Genomic DNA, 18,560 nt, shown 5'->3' with positions numbered 1-18,560 from the left:
AAGGACAGATATTTCATTTGATCCTTTATCGATGTCACCCATCCTGTTTACCCGCACTCAAATTGACAATGCCGCCTGGAATGCGTTAATTCAGGATTCTTCGCAATGCGTCATTTACGCTTTTACCTACTATCTCGATATTATCTGCCTGGATTGGAAGGCGCTGGTTTACTCTGATAACCGGGGATACCAGGCCATTATGCCGCTTCCGGTCAGAAAAAGTTTCGGTGTTGAAATCCTGTATCAACCCCTTTTCTGTCAGTACCTGGGCATTTTCTCACGCGAACCACTTACAAGCGAACAAGCTGAGGTTTTCCTGAAAGCAGTATCCCGTGAGTACAGTTACATATCGGCTTATCATTTTAATCCCGAAAATGAACCGCTGTTGCGCGGGCTCTCGGATCGTTTCCCCGAGTTTTGCATTCATTCAAATACCACGCACTGGCTTGATCTCAATCAGCGTTACAGCGAACTCACGGCGGCCTTTAAAAAGGATAGCAGGAGGAATTTGAGAAAAGCCTGGGAAGCACAATGGAAACTTGTTGTAAGTACCAATATTCACCCACTTATCTACCTTTTTGTTTCTAATCATTCCAGAAAAATCCCAGGCGGAGTTAACCCAAATGCATATAATCTGCTTGAAGCATTGTATCAGGCACTCAACGTGCGTGCGCAGGCTGAACTTTGGTATGCAGCCAGGGAAGGCAAAATACACGCAGGCATTTTGCTTGTGAAAAGTGGGGGTAGGGTGATTTATCTGTTCAATGCGGCTGACGAAACAGGCCGGCGGGAGCACGCGAGGACTTTCCTGCTGGATCAGTACTTTCGGGAATTTTGCCCGGGTAGTCAGGTTTTAGACTTTGAGAGTCCGGAGGTGGATTCTGTTGCTTCTTTTTACAAAAGTTTTGGAAGCAAGGAGATACCTTTTCCTGCTATACGCAAAAACAAGCTTCCATTCCCATTGCGGCAAGTTCAGGAATGGAGACGAAACAGACTTAAAACCACTTGATCTCCTGTTTCAGTCCGCGGTAGGATTTCAAATCCATTTCAAGCGAACCGATTTTGAGTTCTACTTCTGCTTTCAATGGAATTTTATTCACATCATCAGTCACCCAAAGTCGCATTGCGCCTTCGTCTTTGAAGAATTTGTTGGTGGGGATCAATGGATTGATCCGCAACGCTTTTGCTCTTCCGAACTTGGTTTTGACCACATCCTTGCCTACATACCGCACACGCAGCTTGTAAACCTCTCCATCGAAAAATGTAGGCACTTCGATAATCTCACCCTCATTCACTTTATCAAAGTTGATCGTACGCAGAAAGTAATACCCGCTAATGATATCGTGGATGTTATTAGGAACAGTAAAAGTTTTCGTTTCTTCTTTCACACTTGCAATTGCCTGATCGCGGTTGTGGTTGAAGATAACCTTCTCGTCTTTCCGGTACTTGTTTTCCTGGATCTGCCGCTCAAACATCTGGGGAAGAATCGCCGTAGTATCAATGTAAGAACGCCAGGTATCACGGACTTTGGAAATCAGGTCAAATGCGCCGACTGTCCGACCCGTCACATTCACCCGGTAACAGGGCCGGTTATTGATCATCGAAATGTTCTTTCCGACTTCCACTTTTGCTTCGGCTGCATTAATAAACCCGTAATGGACGCGGTACTCAACGCGTTCTCCCATTCCGAAGCTTTTGTTCGCTACCACGCGCATATCTGCGGCTTTGTCTTCCAGCTGGCTGAAAGAGAAAAATAGTAGCATTGTCAATATGGCTAATAAACAACTGGCTTTCTTCATTTTACAGACAATTACATAGAGGGGTATGTTTTCTTCAGGTGCTGCAAATAGCTTTTCAAATCGCTTCCGAACTTATTTTGAAATTCCTGTAAAAACATATTTTGCTTCGATTTATAGGTCAGGTAACTTATAAAATAGGCATTGTTAGGAATCTGCTTGTCGGTCAGCCGCGTTTTGGTTGTTAACGCTTGTGAGCCCGAGAGAAGTGTATCCGCGTCTTCCACAATCTGCACGATCATTGCTTTCTTGAGCGAATCCTTCCTCTTGTCAGGTTCCTGTTTTCCGTCAAATGTCTTGTAAAGGTTATTGAGCTTCATAGCTCCACGCAGCATATGTGCCGAATAAGCCTCATTGTATTTTCTGGAAAACTGATAATTCCGAAGCTCAACCGATTCTGGTCCGTATTTGTATTTCAAAAACCGGATCGCTCCCTGGTCACCAACAAAGCTGGCCAGATTCTCATTGAGTTCGAGATTGCTTTTAACAAAAAGTGTACCATGCGTCAGTTCATGCAGGATCAGGTTAGCCAGGCTCCCCGGTTTGCGTTTAAGCATACTCGATAGAATGGGGTCTCTGAGGTACCCTAATGTCGACCATGCAGATACGTCTCCAATGTCGGTATCAAGTCCCTGCGCGATCAGCGCCTTTTCTTCTGCAACTGCTTTCGTCGAGTCGAAATAGCCTTTGTAGGGGAATGTACCTACGATTGGAAAGTGCCATTGGTGGGGAGCTATCCGGTATCTTTCAGATGCAGTTATAAGCCAGATCAGCGGTCTGCCATGCTGGTCATAAAAAGTCGTGTAGTTTTTGGACGGGTTCAGCCCCAGGGAATCGGTACCAAACTTCTTAATTTCCTGGATCAGCCTGATCTGTGCTTTCAGCGAATCCGGAAAGGCAGGATCTGCCATTACTTCTTCCACATCCTGCACATGCATCAGAATGCCGATTTGCCCCTTCGCCTGCAGAAAACCATATCCGATCACATCGCGGTAAATGATCCCTACAACCAGCACGACGAAAAGTAACAGGAGAAGTATTTTCTTGAAAACGGATAAGTTATTCACGCTTAACACTAAAAGGTACCGGAAGCAAATCTATGTAAAAATGGCCACTCCCGATGTTGAAAGCTGCTTAATTGAGGAAAAGGAATTATGCATCAAGAAAACAGCCGCTTAGTAACCGTTCGGTGAAATATGAAGATAATGTAAGCTGGCATTGATATATTTGTTCTTACATCCATTCTCCATGAAAGTAAAATTACTCAGGTCTTTAACGATCGGCTATTTACTGGTGCCGAACCTGCTCTATTATTTCTTTTGGACGAAAACCGCCATCGCGGCCGTCTGGATCCTCTTACTTCTGGCAGCTTTCGCAACGGTCCTCATGTCCGGCAACTTCAATTCAGATGCACGTCCCGCGCTGATTATCAAAGATCTGGGTGTGTTAACGGCCATTGCATTACTGATCACCTTCGTCTCCGGTGCGGCAGGATTGTCATACCAAACCTTTGACTATTGGTGCCATAATACCAAATTCTACGAACTCTTTAAATACGAATGGCCGATCCGCATTCCACAGGACGGACCGGTTATCTCCTATTACTATGGCTATTATGTGGTACCCGCGCTGATTTTCAAGTGGCTCGGCGGCATCAATGAGACAGTTATTTTTGTCTGGACTGCATTGGGCTTTTTCCTGGGTATTGCCTGGGTATACCTCGCCTTGAACAAGAACATCATTTTTACATTGCTCGCCACCGCTGTGGGCGATACGCCGCACGTGATCAAAACTGTTTTTTACAAATTCACGCACATGTGGTATCAAATGGGCGACTTTGGTCTTGAATCCTGGTCCAATTTCGAAAATCTGCTGTGGGTACCTAATCAGGTGATCCCGACTTTGATGATCGGCGGTATGTTTGTTTACCTGCTTAAAAACAAGCTGGGTGTAGAGTACATTGTACTTCCCATTGCACTCACATTCTGGTGGGCGGTTTTCCCGGCTTTCACGAGCGGACTGCTGGCGGCCATCGTAATTGTCCGCAAATGGCTCCTCGCAGGCTTGCGGCTTGACTGGGCACTGGTTTTCAGGCACGTGATCCTGCCATTTCTTTGCTGCCTGCCCATGCTGTTATTCCTGACCTCACACGAAGAGCCGCCTATTTCAGGATTTATCTGGCAGTTTCCGGATAGTATGCCGAGCAGAGTGATTGAGTACATTGTCAACATTGGTATCAACCTGGTAGTCTTTTTCTTCAGCTACCGGTATTTCAGCACGCGGCAAACTTCGCCGATGGACGCATTCCCATTCTACCTGATCCTGTTCTTTTTCATGGTATTCCCGATTTACAGGGTAGGTAAGGTGAATGATTTCCTGTTCCGGGGATTGATGCCGTACCTGATCATCACCGGTATTTACGTATTCTATCCTTTCACAGTGGTTCCCTGGCAGGATTCCTGGCGAATGTTGCGTAAATCGTTTTTACAGCTGGCCTTCTTTGCAGTTATGGCTTCCTGCTCTTTCATCGCCATCGGCAGGGTAGTACGTTCGTTGCGGGTGAATGTAGTGACAAAACAGTACTTTCCTGATCGTGTCGTTTTTGATCCCATTCCCTATGATGCTTACCCCAACATTTATGAGGTACTCCGGGACAAATGGTCGCAGCGCGAAGCAGACCAGTACCTGGGTAAGAAGGACTCATTTTACGAGCTGAAAATGGCTCCGTCGAATCCCTCTGATAACTGAAACGATCCATTTGAACATTCAGGTTGCACGTCCGTTTTCATAAATCTTTAAAACTGGAATTTGAGGCTATTTTCTTGAATTAACCACATTAAGCGGGTTGGAATTATTACAAATTTTTGGTATTTTTACATGAAAGACAACCCCTTTTGATTGCAGTTTTTGTTCTTCAAGAACTTGCAGTTTTTACACAAACTAAATTCTGTTTACCATTTTATGGCACAACCAAACACAACAGATAAGGACAACAAACTGAAAGCATTGCAAACCACGCTGGAAAAGCTTGATAAAGCTTACGGTAAAGGCACAGTTATGCGCCTGAGCGACAGCAAGGTTTTAGATATTCCTGTCATCTCTACCGGTTCTCTCGGGCTCGACCTGGCACTAGGTGTTGGCGGTGTTCCCCGCGGCCGTGTGGTAGAAATTTATGGCCCTGAATCATCGGGTAAAACCACTTTGTCAATGCATTGCATTGCAGAGGCTCAGAAAAAAGGTGGTCTGGCAGCTTTTATAGATGCAGAGCACGCTTTTGACCGTTCTTACGCTGAAAAATTAGGTATAGATACCAGTAACCTGTTGATTTCCCAGCCTGACAGCGGTGAGCAGGCGCTTGAAATTGCTGAGCACCTGATCAGCAGCGGCGCGGTAGATATCATCGTGATTGACTCCGTTGCTGCATTAGTTCCGCGCGCTGAGCTGGAAGGCGAAATGGGTGACAGTAAAATGGGTCTGCAGGCGAGATTAATGTCGCAGGCACTTCGTAAGCTGACCGGGGTAATTAACAAAACCGGCTGCTGCTGTATATTCATTAACCAGTTGAGAGAGAAAATCGGCGTGATGTTCGGTAACCCGGAAACAACGACGGGTGGTAATGCGCTTAAATACTACGCTTCGGTACGTTTAGACATTCGTCGTGTAGGGCAGATCAAAGAAAGTGCCGATGCGATTTTGGGTAACCGTACAAGAGTGAAGGTGGTGAAAAATAAAGTAGCGCCTCCATTCAAAGTTGTCGAATTCGATATCATGTATGGTGAAGGAATTTCGAAAGTAGGAGAGGTGATTGATCTGGCCGTGGAACTGGACATCGTGAAGAAAGCCGGTTCATGGTTTAGCTACGATGGAAATCGGCTCGGACAAGGCAGGGACGCGGTTAAGTCGCTCCTGAAAGACAATCCCGAACTATTGGAAGAACTCGAGGCAAAAGTGCGTGGAAAAGTGAATAACGATCCCGATTCTCTGATAGATACAAGTGAGCCTAACGTCGTTGACGACGGAGCTCCGCTATAAGTCTAAAAGTTAATGTAAATGAAAAATGCCCTGTTTGTAGCAGGGCATTTTTGTTGTTATCCGTTTTATCTGAATCAGAAAGGCTTCCGATCGTCGTCATCTTCATCAAAGTCATAATCCTCATCTTCGGGACCGGAGAACATGCTGCTTACAAGGTCCTGGAACTTCATACCTTGATCCAACGATTGTTTTCCGATAAGAGAAAACTCCGCCATACCGTGCAATGCGAATTCCATCATAAACAGTTTTTCCTCTGCACTTGAATATGCACTCAGCATATCAACAAAATCATCCAGACCGTCAATGGTTTTTAACCTCGCTACGTATTCCCTGCCGGTCATGTCGCCTGGCATTTCCATTTCATTGCCGGCACCAAACCATTCGATCACCTTGGCGTAAGGATTGATCTTGCTTTTTTTCGTTTTTTCAGGATCGGGAAAAAAGTTAAGGAATTGCGTCCGTATTGCCTTTCCGATCAGGTTTTGCGCAACGATTACAGGTCCTTCCACTTCGCCTTCATAAACCAGCTCTACTTTCCCGCAAATGGCCGAAACAACTCCATACAGATCTGAAATGCGTACGTAAGTCGAAGTTTCGCCATTGATCAATGCACGACGCTCGGCAGTACTCAGCAGACTTTCATAAGCTGAAATCGTCAAACGTGCCGAAACGCCACTTTTGCTATCTACGTACTCGCTTTCACGTGCTTCAAATGCAATCTGCTCGATCAGCGTCTTTGCAAGCTCATTGATTTGAACGAGTGTCTTCTGCTCTTCTTTTACAATCGCTTCCTGCTCGGTAATTTTCTTGCCGGTTTCGATGGTTTTAGGATAGTGCGTTACAATCTGGCTTTCAATGCGATCTTTCAGCGGGGTTACAATGCTTCCGCGATTGGTGTAATCCTCAGGGTTAGCTGTAAATACAAACTGAATATCAAGGGGCAGCCGCAGCTTGAAACCGCGGATCTGAATATCGCCTTCCTGCAAAATGTTGAACAATGCAACCTGAATCCGCGCCTGCAAGTCAGGCAGCTCATTAATTACGAAAATACCCCTGTGTGAGCGGGGAATCAGACCAAAATGGATCACGCGCTCGTCAGAATAAGGCAATTTCAGCGTCGCTGCTTTGATAGGATCCACGTCGCCGATCAAATCTGCAACAGATACGTCAGGTGTCGCGAGTTTTTCTGTATAGCGGTCGCTTCTGTGCAGCCACTCTATTTCAGTATGATCGCCATGCTCGGTAATCAGATCTTTGGCGTGGCGGCTCAATGGTGCAAAAGGATCGTCGTGCAGGTCTGAACCTTTCACAAACGGGATAAATTCATCGAGCAAATCGACCATCATACGCGCAATGCGCGTTTTTGCCTGACCGCGTAAACCCAGGAAGTTGATGTTATGCATCGACAAAATGGCGCGCTCCACATCAGGAATGACCGTTTCCTCGTAACCCCAGATCCCCGGGAAAATATGTTCTTTATTTCTGATTTTCGCAATCAGATTATCTCTTAACTCCTGCTTAATGGAACGTGATTGATAACCTGCTTTTTTAAGTTCTCCGAGCGTGTGGATTCCCAAACGTTCTGAACTGGTAAGCTGTGAGTAATTCATGTATGAGAATCTAAGTTAGCGCGCATAGGCAACCGAACGCATTTCGCGGATCACCGTGATCTTGATTTGTCCGGGGTACTGCATTTCTTTTTCAATTTTTTGAGATATATCAAATGAAAGCATTCCGGCTTTTTCATCTGATACATTTTCTGCGTCAATAATCACCCTTAACTCGCGGCCGGCCTGGATTGCGTAGCATTTTTCCACTCCGTCAAACGACAATGCCATGTTTTCCAGATCACGCAAACGCTGGATGTAAGATTCCATCATTTCGCGGCGGGCACCCGGGCGCGAGCCTGAAATGGCGTCACAGACCTGGATAATAGGGGAGAGAATGCTCGTCATTTCAATCTCATCGTGGTGAGCGCCGATCGCATTACATACCTCCGGATTTTCCTTGTACTTTTTAGCCAGTTCCATACCCAGAATTGCGTGGGGCAGATCTGACTCCTCCGGCCAAACTTTACCAATATCGTGCAGCAAGCCTGCGCGTTTGGCCAGTTTCGTATTCAGACCAAGTTCAGAAGCCATTGTTGCGCAAAGTTTCGCCACTTCACGGGAGTGTTGCAGCAGGTTCTGGCCGTAAGAAGAGCGGAAACGCATTCTTCCTATCATTTTTACCAGCTCAGGGTGCAAGCCGTGAATACCCATATCAATGACAGTGCGCTCGCCGATTTCCACGATCTCGTCGTCGATATTCTTACGCGTCTTGGCTACTACTTCTTCAATTCTGGCCGGGTGAATCCTGCCGTCCTGAACGAGTCTGTGCAACGATAGTCTTGCAATTTCCCTTCTTACAGGATCAAATCCCGAGATAACGATCGCCTCAGGTGTATCATCAACAATGATTTCAACACCGGTTGCAGCTTCCAATGCACGGATATTACGTCCTTCACGACCAATGATCTTCCCTTTTATATCATCATTTTCAATGTTGAAAACAGACACACAGTTTTCAATGGCGTGTTCGGCAGCAGTTCTTTGGATGGTTTCAATGACAATTTTCTTGGCTTCCTTGGTAGCAGTAAGCCTAGCTTCCTCCATGGCGCTTTTTACATAAGATCCGGCCCTGGTATCGGCTTCGGCTTTCAATGCGTCGATCAGTTGCTCGCGCGCTTGTTCGGCTGTGAGGTTGGCAATTTTTTCAAGCTGTGCTACTTGTTGCTGCAGCGATTTTTCAGCTTCTTCCTTACGCTTGGTCGCAGTTTCCAGCTGCTGGTTAAGGTTATTTTTGAGCGCTTCCAGTTCGTTCTCGCGACGTTTGTTCTGCTCGACAGACTGGTTCAGGCTTTGTTCGCGCTGTTTGAGTTTTTGCTCGTTGCTTTGAAGAATGCTCCTTTTTTTGTTGGCATCTTCTTCAAATTCTGATTTCAAGCGCAGGTACTTTTCTTTTGCTTCCAGGATACGGTCCTTTTTAATATTCTCGGCAGCACTTTCTGCATTGCGGAGAATTTCTGCCGCTCTTTCCTGAGCTTCCTTTTCCTTTTGATCAAATGACCGCTGGAAAATGTACTTACCTGCGAAAATACCCACGCCGACAGCAATAATGTCGGACAGGACTACGATGAAAAACAAAGAATTTGACATTTCAATAAAGGTTTTATATATAGTTGGTTTTACCGACTACACCAATGCTAAAATGCCGAAAGTGAAGGATTTGAAGGAAATATCAGAAGATTCTCAAAATAAAAGGTCGGTTGTATAAAGGTTAGCTCTCGATGGCGCCGGATATTACTTCATCCAGCTTTTCAACTCTGTTCTTAAAAGCCAGAACCAGGTCATCCATTTGCTCCTGATTCCGCTGTAATGCCACCAGGCATTCAATAGAAGTCAGCGCGATGGCCTCAATATCTCCGTATACTTTTCCTCTTAATTTATGCTGTTGCACGCGATGCAAGAACACCTCATACCCATCCCTGTAGAATTTCTCCTGATCCGCCGGAACGCTCAGTTTGAAACCTCTGTCCAGCAGTTTTATAAAGACAGAAACGTCTGGATTAGGTATGCTATTTTTTTTCATAAGGTCTCTTCAAGCAATTCTATGCACTTATCAATCTCCTGGATATATCTTTCAACTGATTCTTTCAGCTCGGCAATTCCGCTTGTTGGTGTCAGTTTACTAGTGACAATTTTAGCGAAAGTTTTGGACTTATTAAAGTCTTTTTCCAAACTCCCGCTTTTTTTCTTCAATTCCTTTGCGTCCTCTTTTAGTTTGATATTGGCTTGCCGGAGCTCCGCATTTTCACGCTGAAGCTCGGCAATTGTCCAGCTCATTTTCTCTTTTGTATTGATCAAAAATTCGAGTTTTCTCTCAAGATCAGACAGTTTATGTTCGATAATGCGCTCGATGCTTCTTTCCATTGCCCAGCCTAATGAATGTTGATCAACACAATTTTAAAATTGATTTACTTCCTGATCACGGCTTCAAATTCCTTTTCATAAGCTGCAATCAAACGCTGCATCGACTTGTCGATTACTTTGTCTGTAAGTGTCTGCTGATCATCCTGAAGAATGAAGCTGATAGAATAGGATTTTTTCCCTTCCAGGTTAGCGCCCTCGTATACATCAAACACATTCACCGCGCGAAGCAACTGCCGCTCGGTCCGATAAGCGAGTTGTTTTAGCTCTTCAAATGTGGTCTTCTTGCTGACAACCAGCGAAAGGTCCCTGCGTACTTCCGGGAATTTGGAAACTTCCTTGTACTGCACCGCCGCATCATACTGACGCAACGGGTATTCCCAGTCAAAGTCAGCAAAATAAACGGGCACCTTGATATCCAGCTTTTTGGCAACGGCAGGTTGAAGTAAGCCCAGTGTAGCCACCGGTTTTTTGTTCACAAACAATGTAAGACCGCTTTTGAAAATGGCTTTTTCAGCTTCCTGCTTTTCCACTTCACGGATTTTCATTGCGCTGAGTACCTGGCTAGCAATTCCGGCAAGATCATGAAAAGTAACTTCACGGGACTTTTGCACCCAGCTTTCCTGCTGAATATTGCCTGTCAGAAAAACGGAAAGCCTTTCCTTCTCAATGTACTTTTCTGCTGACTTATGATAAGTTTTACCAAATTCAAACAACTTAAGATCCCGCTGGCGGCGGTTGATATTATAGCCGATCACTTCGAGTCCAGAGAAAAGGAGTGTTTGCCGCATCACAGATAAATCCTCGCTCAGATAGTTCAGGATCTTAACAGGTTCACCCAACAGACTATCTTTTAGAGACTCCTGGTACTCCGGCTTGGTCAGCGAATTGTTGATCATTTCATTGAACCCATTGCCGGCAAGCAGCTCGGAAATACGTAGACGGAGCTTTTCGGGATCATTAACTGGGAAGTCGGAAAGGAAATCAGAGCTCATTGCTTCTGATAGCTCCACTTGTCCGAACCCGTAGATCCGCAGAATTTCTTCGATCACATCAGCTTCGCGCTGCACATCTACGCGGTAGGGTGGTACAATGGCAGTGAATGTGCTTTCTGTTTCGTTTTCAATGGTAATGTCCAATGCGGCAAGAATGCGGCTGATCTCCGCTTTTTCCACCTCTTTTCCGATCAGCCTGTTGATATTGCGGTACTTCATTTCGACTTTGAAGTCGCCGACAGGCTGAGGATATACATCGACGATTTCAGACGAAACCTGTCCGCCTGCTACCTGCTGGATCAGCAATGCAGCCCGCTTTAATGCAAAAACCGGCATATTCGGGTCAGTACCGCGCTCAAAGCGGAAAGAAGAATCCGTTTTCAAGCTGAATCTCTGAGCCGTTTTCCGCACTGAGGCAGGTGAGAAATAAGCGGATTCCAGAAAAATAGAAGTGGTTTCCGCAGAGACTCCCGAAGTAAGTCCGCCGAAAACACCTGCAATGCACATCGGTTCCGGCGTGTTACCGTCGCCTGCATTACAAACCATCAGGTCAGTAGCAGCCAGCTTTCTTTCAACGCCGTCGAGGGTTACGAAAGGAGTTCCTTCTGCAAGTGTCGTCACAATTACTTTGCGGCCTTTTATTTTGTCAGCATCATAAGCGTGCATAGGCTGACCCAGTTCGTGGCACACATAATTAGTAATATCCACGATATTGTTGATAGACCTGATCCCGATCGTCTGCAAACGGGTTTTGAGCCAATCAGGTGATTCGCCCACCTGAATGCCTGTAATAGTCAATCCTGTAAAACGCGGCGCCGCTTCCGGGTTTCTTATTTCCACCGGAATGGACCAAGATTGATTCGCAACAGCGAAGTCTTCGACAGAAGGAAGCGTTATGGGCCTGTTTAGAACAGCTTTCAAATCTCTTGCAACTCCATAATGAGAAGCAGCGTCAGCTCTGTTGGGGGTAAGCCCGATTTCGATCAGGTAGTCGGATGAAATGCCGAAGTATTCGCTCGCAGGCGTACCGTTTGGCAAATCAGTGTCCAGCACCAGGATACCATCGTGGGAAGTGCCGGTTCCAAGCTCATCTTCCGCGCAGATCATTCCTTCGGACAATGCACCACGGATTTTTGATTTTTTCAAAACCAGAGGTTGGTCACTGCCGGCAGGGTAAAGTACTGCGCCTACTGTGGCTACAATCACCTTTTGTCCCGCAGCTACATTCGGCGCGCCGCATACAATGGAAAGCGGATTTTCACCACCCACATCCACGGTTGTTAGGCTCAGCCTGTCTGCTTCCGGGTGTTTTTCGCAAGTCAGTACTTCACCGACAACGACGCCCTGCAAACCGCCTTTGATCGATTCGATCTCTTCTATTGCTTCTACTTCCAGCCCGGTGGCCGTAAGCAGTTTACCGATTTCTTCGGGAGTTTCACTAATTTCAACGAGGTCTTTAAGCCACTTATAAGAGATCTTCATGCGATTACTATAATGATAATAAAAGCGGCCAATTCGTCAGACCGCCTTTATGCAAAAATAATGATTTAGTTGGAACAGGTGCCGCTCGAATGCGTTCTGCTGCACTTTTATGCGGTTAAGCTGTTATTCATGAACGGAGCTTTCGAGCAGCTCTCCGGCCTCGATCGGTATGGTAAGCTTGTTTTCAGCAGGCGGCACCGGGCAGGCGTAACTTTCCTGGTATACACAATATGGATTATACGCCTTGTTGAAATCGAGTACAATCACGTTGTTTTTGACATTAGCTACGGGGTAATCAATGTAGCGGCCGCCGCCGTAGGTCTGCTTTCCGCTTGTAGCATCCTGAAATAGCACCGAAATGGTTCCGTCATTTTCAAGTAACAGCAGCTTCTGATCCTGGCCCATGATCTTGAAGTTGGCATAGCCATATTTCTGGTACTTCTCGGTTGTACCATCTGTATATTTCACGACCATTTCCTTATCATCATTCATATAGGGGGAAACAGTGGCCGGTACCCGGTAGGTCAGGTTTGGCTCGAAGTAATGCAAGCCGTGAAAGCCTTTCTTATCGGCGATGGGGGAATCTTCGGAAGTTCTGAATTGCTCATCTTTTGCAGCTCTTTCTTCGACGAGCTGGGTTTTGTATTGCTGCGGGTTCACTGCGGCGAGTGGATCGTTGCCGGTGTTGAAATTCTCGATCACGAAGTAGGCTATAATTGCAATGAACATCGCAATTGTGCTGTAACGGATCAGTTTATTTTTAAACATAACTAAAACGGTAATGGTAAACGGTTTGCAAACTTACAGCTAATGTGAGCTCCGAAAAAGTATCGGGAGTTTATTTACTTTTTTATGATATTTTTCAAATTTCGCATAAAGCTGGTTTGTGTTGTTGATTGAAATATACCTAAATTGACCTGGCAAATAATTAAAACCAATACCTGGCCCATCATATGTCATACACAAAGAGAGTACTCATTGCCGAAGACAGTTCAGTAATTCAAAATCTGGCAAGGAAAATACTGGAATTCCAACATTATGAAATCACTTCGGTGAAAAATGGAGAACAAGTATTGCAATTGCTTGAAAAAGAGGATTTCGATATCATTTTGCTGGATATCAATATGCCTGTGATGGATGGAATGGAGTGCGCGAGAAGTATCCGCAAATTGCCGAACGAGCAAAAAGCGAAGACGCCGATTGTGGCGATCACAGGAAACGCAAAGAATTATTCAGAAGAAGATTTCAAAGAAGCAGGATTTGACGATGCGCTTATGAAACCTTTAAATTTTGACCGCCTGGTTGAAGTAGTGGCGCATCTGACAGAATAAAAAAGAATGAGGATCACATTTTTAGGGACCGGCACATCACAGGGAATACCAGTTATCGCCTGTGAATGTGCCGTTTGCCGTTCTAGTGACCAGCATAACAAACGTTTGCGGGCATCCGTTTTCATCGAAACCCGGGGAAAAGCCATGGTAATCGATACCGGCCCCGACTTTCGGCAGCAAATGCTCCGGGCAGATATCAAGCACCTAGACGCTGCTATTTTCACCCATCAGCACAAGGACCATACCGCCGGACTCGACGATATCCGTGCATTCAATCACAAGCAGCAAAAGGATATGCCGCTCTACGGCCGGCAGGAAGTGCTTAACCAGATCCGAAATGAATTTGCTTACGCATTTTCGGAAACAAGATACCCCGGCGTGCCGCATTTCGAAATGCATTCCATTGATAACAAGCCTTTTGATGTAGCAGGTATCCGCGTGATCCCCATTGAAGTAATGCACCATAAACTGCCGGTTTACGGATTCCGCTTTGGCGACTTTACTTACATTACAGATGCCAACTTTATCTCCGAAGAAGAGCAGGCTAAAATAAAAGGTACCCAGGTGTTGGTACTTGATACCTTGCAAAAGGAGCCGCATTTATCTCACTTTACGCTTTCGCAGGCGCTCGCATTGATTGAAAAGCTGCAAGTACCGCAGGCATATCTCACCCACATCAGTCACAAGCTTGGTCTTCACGCGGACATCGAAAAGGAGCTTCCGCCCAATGTGCATTTGGCATATGACGGTTTGATCCTGAACCTGGAAGACTTCTGAATACCTCGATTTTACATTTGAAATCCCGCCATATTAGAAACCATCTGCATGAGTAGTGCAGTAAGATAGCCGCCGTAAGTCCCGATCGCATAGCCCAGAATAGCAAGCAAAACGCCCACCGGCGCAAGTGAAGGGTGAAATGCCGCCGCCACAACCGAGGCCGAAGCTGAGCCGCCTACATTCGCCTGACTGCCGACTGCCAGAAAGAAGAACGGGATTTTCAGCCATTTGCAAACCAGAATGAGGATAATGCCGTGAACAGATATCCAGATCAGACCGATCGCAAAAAGGCCGGGATTATCAGCTACTGCCCCTAAGTCCATTTGCATTCCGATGGTCGCGATGAGTACGTACAGGAACACAGAGCCCAGTTTGGAAGCGCCGGCGTGTTCCAGTTTGCGAGCGGGAGTTACCGACAATGCGATACCGATCAGTGTCGCAATGCTGATTACCCAAAAGAAATTGGAGGTAAGGCTGTATTTTTCAAGTTCCGGATAGTTACTCGCCAGGAATGGGGTAATAACCTCCGCAAGCGCGTGTGAAATGCCGGTTGCACCAAATCCTACGGCCGCCATCATGATATAATCCGGAACTTTCGGAATTCGCTCATTTACCTGATTTTCAGTGTCAAGATGCATTTTCACATCTTCTACGATGCTGCTATCAGCGCCGAGTAAGCGATCTATCCGGGCTGCTATCCCTGCTCCGTATATCAAAACGGCCATCCAGAGTTCAGCAACCAGCACATCTACCGCTACCATTTGCGAGAACAGCATATCACTGGGCTGGAAAACCTCCCTCAATGCAGTCTGATTGGCGCCGCCGCCGATCCAGCTTCCGGCTATGGTAGCAAGTCCGCGCCAGACTTCATTGTTACCCTGCCCCGCCACAGTCGCCGGGCTGATGCTCCCTACAATCCAGAGTGCCAGCGGGCCGCCGATCATAATTCCGGCTGTGCCTGCAAGCATTGCAATCAAAGCCTTGGGACCCAAACGTGCAAGTGATTTCCAGTCCATTCCAATGGTGAAAAACACAAGACAAGCGGGGAGAAAGTATTTGGAAACAACCGGATAGAGCTGAGAACCAGCACCATCTACAATGCCGAATGAATTTAAAAGTCCGGGAATGAAGTAGCATAGCAACAATGGGGGAATAATGCTGTAAAAGCGTTTCCAGCCTCTGCTTTCAAGCGAAGCTGTCAGGAAGACAGCCCCCAAAATCAGCGTCAGTATCCCAAGTACTACTGCATCGTTTTCTATCATTTTATAGCCTAAGGTTCGGTTTGAGGGTAAAAATAGCTTTGTTTTCGATAACTCAGCTGCTTTGGCATTCCTGGCGGCTCATTTCATGCTCGGGTATCAAGCGCCAGTTTTGCATTACTGTATTTTTTAGAATAATTTAGATACTGATCAGCAGCGAAGTGCTGGCATTATTGACTTACTATGGCGATTTATAATTTATCAGTGAATGGAAAAAAGGTAAAGGTTGATGTCGATCCCGATATGCCTTTACTCTGGGTTGTCAGGGATTTTGTCGGGCTGAAAGGAACCAAGTTCGGCTGCGGAATGGCGCAATGCGGCGCGTGCACGGTACATTTAAATGGTGCACCTGCACGGTCTTGCCAGACTTCGATATCTACCTTAACCAAAACAGACCAGATCACCACGATCGAAGGGATTGGTGATGGAAAGTTGCACGCCATTCAGAAAGCGTGGATTGAAGAGCAGGTACCTCAATGCGGTTACTGCCAATCGGGCCAGATCATGTCGGCTGTGGCCTTGTTGAAATCAAATCCTAAACCAACTGACGCAGATATCGACGTTGCAATGAGCGGTAATCTGTGCCGTTGCGGCACTTACGACCGGATCCGGAAAGCAATACACCGGGCCGCAGAGGAGGTAAAGGTTGCGGAAAGTGGCATTGGAAAGATGTAGGGCACGCAGTTATTAAATTTAGTCAAACAAGATCTTGGAAAATATACAACCATCACGCCGCAGCTTTTTGAAAGCGGGCAGCCTTGCTTCTGTGGGATTAGCGCTTGGAATTTCAGGCTTCACCAGAGATGCGGCAGTAAAAAAGATCAGTCCGGCGGTCATTAAGCTGGAAATCAATCCTTTTATCATCATTGATACGGCGGGTAATATTACATTGGTGAATCCCCGGCCGGATATGGGACAGGGTTCAACGCAGGCGGTACCCTCGCTTTTGGCAGAAGAGCTGGAAGTGAGCCTGGAAAAGGTGTTGATCGTGCAGAGCGACGGAAGCGGTAAATACGGAAGCCAGACCTCAGGTGGCAGCAGTTCTGTACGTGAGCTATGGATGCCGATCCGTAAGGCAGGGGCGGCAGCCAGGGAAATGCTGACTACCACAGCCGCCAAACGCTGGAATGTGCCGGTATCCGAATGCAAGGCCGAAGATGGGAAAATTGTTCACCCGGGCAGCGGCAGGAGCTTTACCTATGGTGAACTCGCCGACGATGCTTCCAAACTTGAAATTCCAAAGGCTCCTAAGTTGAAGGATTCCAGCGATTTTAAGATCATCGGAAAATACAACAAACGCCTTGACGTACCTGAAAGAGTAACAGGTAAAGCTATTTACGGGATTGATGTGGAAGTACCTGGAATGGTGTACGCGAGCATTTTGCATTCGCCTGTAATCCACGGTAAGATACTTGCTATTGATGATTCGGAAACCAAAAAGGTAAAGGGTGTTTTAAAGGTGATCAAAACCGAGCGTACCATGCCGCACCGGACTTCCGAGGCTGTTGCAGTGGTGGCAACGAATTACTGGGCTGCATTGAAGGGTAAAAAAGCGCTGAAAGTCACCTGGGATAATGCTGAGTTTGAGAAAACACTGAATACCGCCGACTACTATAAGGCAACTGCGCAGGCAGCTACCAAGCCTGGTGTCAACTTTGAAGAAAAGGGAGATTTTGCAGCGAAGTACGCCAAAGCGCAGGAGAAGCTTGAAGCCAATTACCAGACACCATTTCTCGCGCACGCGCCCATTGAACCTGAGAATGCAATTGCGCACGTGAAAGAGGATGGAAGCGTCGAGATCTGGGGACCGGTACAGGGACCGGACTGGACGTTGAGAGATGTTTGTGGTTATATGAAAGTGAAGCCCGAGCAGGTCAAGATTAACGTGGCATTACTTGGAGGCGCATTTGGCCGGAAAGCTTACCACGATTTTGTGCTGGAAGCATGCCACATCTCGCGCGAAGTCAAAAAGCCAGTCAAAGTGATATGGAGCAGGGAAGATGATATTTCTCAGGGTCCGTACCGGCCGGGTATGCTCAGCCACATGCAAGGCTTTGTTGAGAATGGAAAAATTACCGGATTTCATCACCATACCATTGGTGAGTCGATTCTAGGTCAGGTTTTCAAAGGGTTGAAAGAGGATGAAGCCGACTCCTGGATTGGTGGCGAGCTAAGTTCGGAAAACAGCAAATACCAGTTCGACTCCGCTTCTAAAATCAGCTGGACCAATGTAAATACCGATATACCCATTGTTTGGTGGCGTTCTGTGTATGCATCCAACTTCGGTTGGGGGCAGGAATGTTTTGTTGATGAGCTTGCACACCTGGCAAAAAAAGATCCTCTTCAGGCAAGATTGGATATATTACCAGATCCACGTTTTCAAAAGGTTCTTAAAACCCTGGCTGAAATAGCAAACTGGGACGAGAAGCTGCCGGAAGGAAGTGGAAAAGGACTGGCTGTTTTCAAATCTTTCGGAAGCATATCAGCATGTTGCATTACTGTTTCGAAGAAGGATCAGGGAGTGCACATTGATAAGGTTGTTTCCGTCATAGATTGCGGCCATTATGTCAATCCCGACAATGTGAAAGCACAGACCGAGGGTAATATCGTAATGGGACTTACTGCCGCGATCAAGGATGGAATTACATTCACAAATGGTAAATGCGACCAGAGCAATTTCCATGAATACAATATTCTTCGTCTGAATGAAATGCCGAAGATCGAGGTGCACATCATAGACAGCGATGAAGTACCTGGCGGTGTTGGCGAACCAGGTTTACCGCCTATTGCGCCGGCGCTGGGCAATGCAGTCTTTGCTGCCACAGGTAAAAGAATGCGTACCCTCCCATTTGATATTCATAATCTTGGATAGAAGGTAGCAAGATTTGATTTTCCGGATACAAAAAATAGCAGCACCTGA

Annotated in this window: 16 protein-coding genes; 7 read left to right on the top strand and 9 right to left on the bottom strand. The window is 46.4% G+C overall.

Translation table 11 applies throughout. The annotated features are described in order from the left end of the window. Positions 1 to 31: 31 nt before the first annotated feature. Positions 32 to 1,009 (top strand): GNAT family N-acetyltransferase, encoded by a 978-nt coding sequence (locus tag AC1XTG_RS10690; RefSeq protein WP_484841982.1) that lies wholly within the window; start codon positions 32 to 34, stop codon positions 1,007 to 1,009. Here the strand turns inward: AC1XTG_RS10690 and AC1XTG_RS10685 are convergent. Continuing rightward, positions 996 to 1,763, bottom strand: a complete 768-nt coding sequence (locus tag AC1XTG_RS10685) for a DUF3108 domain-containing protein (protein WP_484841981.1) — start codon at positions 1,761 to 1,763, stop codon at positions 996 to 998. The genes AC1XTG_RS10690 and AC1XTG_RS10685 overlap by 14 nt on opposite strands. 47 nt (positions 1,764 to 1,810) lie before the next feature. Beyond that, positions 1,811 to 2,863 (bottom strand): aminopeptidase, encoded by a 1,053-nt coding sequence (locus AC1XTG_RS10680; RefSeq protein WP_056283544.1) that lies wholly within the window; start codon positions 2,861 to 2,863, stop codon positions 1,811 to 1,813. Positions 2,864 to 3,044: 181 nt separating this feature from the next. On the opposite strand from AC1XTG_RS10680, the gene AC1XTG_RS10675 reads away from it, so the two are divergent. Together AC1XTG_RS10675 and recA are read left to right on the top strand one after the other, a co-directional pair. After that, positions 3,045 to 4,544 (top strand): hypothetical protein, encoded by a 1,500-nt coding sequence (locus tag AC1XTG_RS10675; protein ID WP_484841980.1) that lies wholly within the window; start codon positions 3,045 to 3,047, stop codon positions 4,542 to 4,544. Positions 4,545 to 4,757: 213 nt separating this feature from the next. After that, the gene (recA, locus tag AC1XTG_RS10670) at positions 4,758 to 5,828 is read left to right on the top strand and encodes a recombinase RecA (RefSeq protein ID WP_056282976.1); all 1,071 of its coding nucleotides are present in this window, start codon (positions 4,758 to 4,760) and stop codon (positions 5,826 to 5,828) included. A gap of 74 nt (positions 5,829 to 5,902) precedes the next feature. Here the strand turns inward: recA and AC1XTG_RS10665 are convergent, their stop codons facing one another. The 6 genes from AC1XTG_RS10665 to AC1XTG_RS10640 form a co-directional block, all read right to left on the bottom strand. Further along, positions 5,903 to 7,438 (bottom strand): P-loop NTPase family protein, encoded by a 1,536-nt coding sequence (locus tag AC1XTG_RS10665; protein ID WP_484841979.1) that lies wholly within the window; start codon positions 7,436 to 7,438, stop codon positions 5,903 to 5,905. A 15-nt stretch (positions 7,439 to 7,453) separates the two neighbouring features. Further along, complete coding sequence (gene rny, locus AC1XTG_RS10660; RefSeq protein ID WP_056282982.1) at positions 7,454 to 9,025, bottom strand: ribonuclease Y; 1,572 nt, start codon at positions 9,023 to 9,025, stop codon at positions 7,454 to 7,456. A 121-nt stretch (positions 9,026 to 9,146) separates the two neighbouring features. After that, positions 9,147 to 9,458: a cell division protein ZapA gene (gene zapA, locus AC1XTG_RS10655; RefSeq protein WP_031527638.1), complete on the bottom strand. Its 312-nt coding sequence runs from the start codon at positions 9,456 to 9,458 to the stop codon at positions 9,147 to 9,149. Then, positions 9,455 to 9,799 carry a hypothetical protein gene (locus tag AC1XTG_RS10650; RefSeq protein ID WP_056282986.1) on the bottom strand — a complete coding sequence of 115 codons (345 nt, stop codon included), beginning with the start codon at positions 9,797 to 9,799 and terminating at the stop codon, positions 9,455 to 9,457. The genes zapA and AC1XTG_RS10650 overlap by 4 nt, the downstream gene beginning before the upstream one ends. Before the next feature lie 44 nt (positions 9,800 to 9,843). Next, positions 9,844 to 12,273, bottom strand: a complete 2,430-nt coding sequence (pheT, locus tag AC1XTG_RS10645; protein WP_484841978.1) for a phenylalanine--tRNA ligase subunit beta — start codon at positions 12,271 to 12,273, stop codon at positions 9,844 to 9,846. 123 nt (positions 12,274 to 12,396) lie between these two features. After that, entirely contained in the window at positions 12,397 to 13,041 is a 645-nt protein-coding gene (locus AC1XTG_RS10640) for a DUF1684 domain-containing protein (protein ID WP_056282991.1), read from the bottom strand. 185 nt (positions 13,042 to 13,226) lie between these two features. On the opposite strand from AC1XTG_RS10640, the gene AC1XTG_RS10635 reads away from it, so the two are divergent. After that, positions 13,227 to 13,604, top strand: a complete 378-nt coding sequence (locus tag AC1XTG_RS10635; protein ID WP_031527642.1) for a response regulator — start codon at positions 13,227 to 13,229, stop codon at positions 13,602 to 13,604. 6 nt (positions 13,605 to 13,610) lie between these two features. Beyond that, the gene (locus AC1XTG_RS10630; protein ID WP_484841977.1) at positions 13,611 to 14,381 is read left to right on the top strand and encodes an MBL fold metallo-hydrolase; all 771 of its coding nucleotides are present in this window, start codon (positions 13,611 to 13,613) and stop codon (positions 14,379 to 14,381) included. 11 nt (positions 14,382 to 14,392) lie between these two features. Here AC1XTG_RS10630 and AC1XTG_RS10625 read toward each other — a convergent pair whose 3' ends face one another. Continuing rightward, positions 14,393 to 15,643, bottom strand: a complete 1,251-nt coding sequence (locus AC1XTG_RS10625) for a DUF819 family protein (RefSeq protein WP_484841976.1) — start codon at positions 15,641 to 15,643, stop codon at positions 14,393 to 14,395. A 180-nt stretch (positions 15,644 to 15,823) separates the two neighbouring features. On the opposite strand from AC1XTG_RS10625, the gene AC1XTG_RS10620 reads away from it, so the two are divergent. Both AC1XTG_RS10620 and AC1XTG_RS10615 read left to right on the top strand, forming a co-directional pair. Beyond that, positions 15,824 to 16,315, top strand: a complete 492-nt coding sequence (locus AC1XTG_RS10620; RefSeq protein WP_484841975.1) for a (2Fe-2S)-binding protein — start codon at positions 15,824 to 15,826, stop codon at positions 16,313 to 16,315. Positions 16,316 to 16,349: 34 nt separating this feature from the next. After that, positions 16,350 to 18,512 (top strand): xanthine dehydrogenase family protein molybdopterin-binding subunit, encoded by a 2,163-nt coding sequence (locus AC1XTG_RS10615; RefSeq protein ID WP_484841974.1) that lies wholly within the window; start codon positions 16,350 to 16,352, stop codon positions 18,510 to 18,512. The last annotated feature ends 48 nt before the right edge of the window (positions 18,513 to 18,560 follow it).

The organism is Dyadobacter sp. HNCC25DJ183, from assembly GCF_056895175.1.
The sequence above is the reverse complement of the archived record's forward strand: the minus strand, read 5'-3'. Positions and strand labels throughout refer to the sequence as shown.

What these genes read in the sequence shown, in the direction of transcription:
- AC1XTG_RS10690 (WP_484841982.1), top strand. Translation starts at nt 32, where the DNA reads ATGTCACCCATCCTGTTTACCCGCACTCAAATTGACAATGCCGCCTGG.
- AC1XTG_RS10685 (WP_484841981.1), bottom strand. Translation starts at nt 1,763, where the DNA reads ATGCTACTATTTTTCTCTTTCAGCCAGCTGGAAGACAAAGCCGCAGAT.
- AC1XTG_RS10675 (WP_484841980.1), top strand. Translation starts at nt 3,045, where the DNA reads ATGAAAGTAAAATTACTCAGGTCTTTAACGATCGGCTATTTACTGGTG.
- recA (WP_056282976.1), top strand. Translation starts at nt 4,758, where the DNA reads ATGGCACAACCAAACACAACAGATAAGGACAACAAACTGAAAGCATTG.
- AC1XTG_RS10665 (WP_484841979.1), bottom strand. Translation starts at nt 7,438, where the DNA reads ATGAATTACTCACAGCTTACCAGTTCAGAACGTTTGGGAATCCACACG.
- rny (WP_056282982.1), bottom strand. Translation starts at nt 9,025, where the DNA reads ATGTCAAATTCTTTGTTTTTCATCGTAGTCCTGTCCGACATTATTGCT.
- zapA (WP_031527638.1), bottom strand. Translation starts at nt 9,458, where the DNA reads ATGAAAAAAAATAGCATACCTAATCCAGACGTTTCTGTCTTTATAAAA.
- AC1XTG_RS10650 (WP_056282986.1), bottom strand. Translation starts at nt 9,799, where the DNA reads ATGGAAAGAAGCATCGAGCGCATTATCGAACATAAACTGTCTGATCTT.
- pheT (WP_484841978.1), bottom strand. Translation starts at nt 12,273, where the DNA reads ATGAAGATCTCTTATAAGTGGCTTAAAGACCTCGTTGAAATTAGTGAA.
- AC1XTG_RS10640 (WP_056282991.1), bottom strand. Translation starts at nt 13,041, where the DNA reads ATGTTTAAAAATAAACTGATCCGTTACAGCACAATTGCGATGTTCATT.
- AC1XTG_RS10635 (WP_031527642.1), top strand. Translation starts at nt 13,227, where the DNA reads ATGTCATACACAAAGAGAGTACTCATTGCCGAAGACAGTTCAGTAATT.
- AC1XTG_RS10630 (WP_484841977.1), top strand. Translation starts at nt 13,611, where the DNA reads ATGAGGATCACATTTTTAGGGACCGGCACATCACAGGGAATACCAGTT.
- AC1XTG_RS10625 (WP_484841976.1), bottom strand. Translation starts at nt 15,643, where the DNA reads ATGATAGAAAACGATGCAGTAGTACTTGGGATACTGACGCTGATTTTG.
- AC1XTG_RS10620 (WP_484841975.1), top strand. Translation starts at nt 15,824, where the DNA reads ATGGCGATTTATAATTTATCAGTGAATGGAAAAAAGGTAAAGGTTGAT.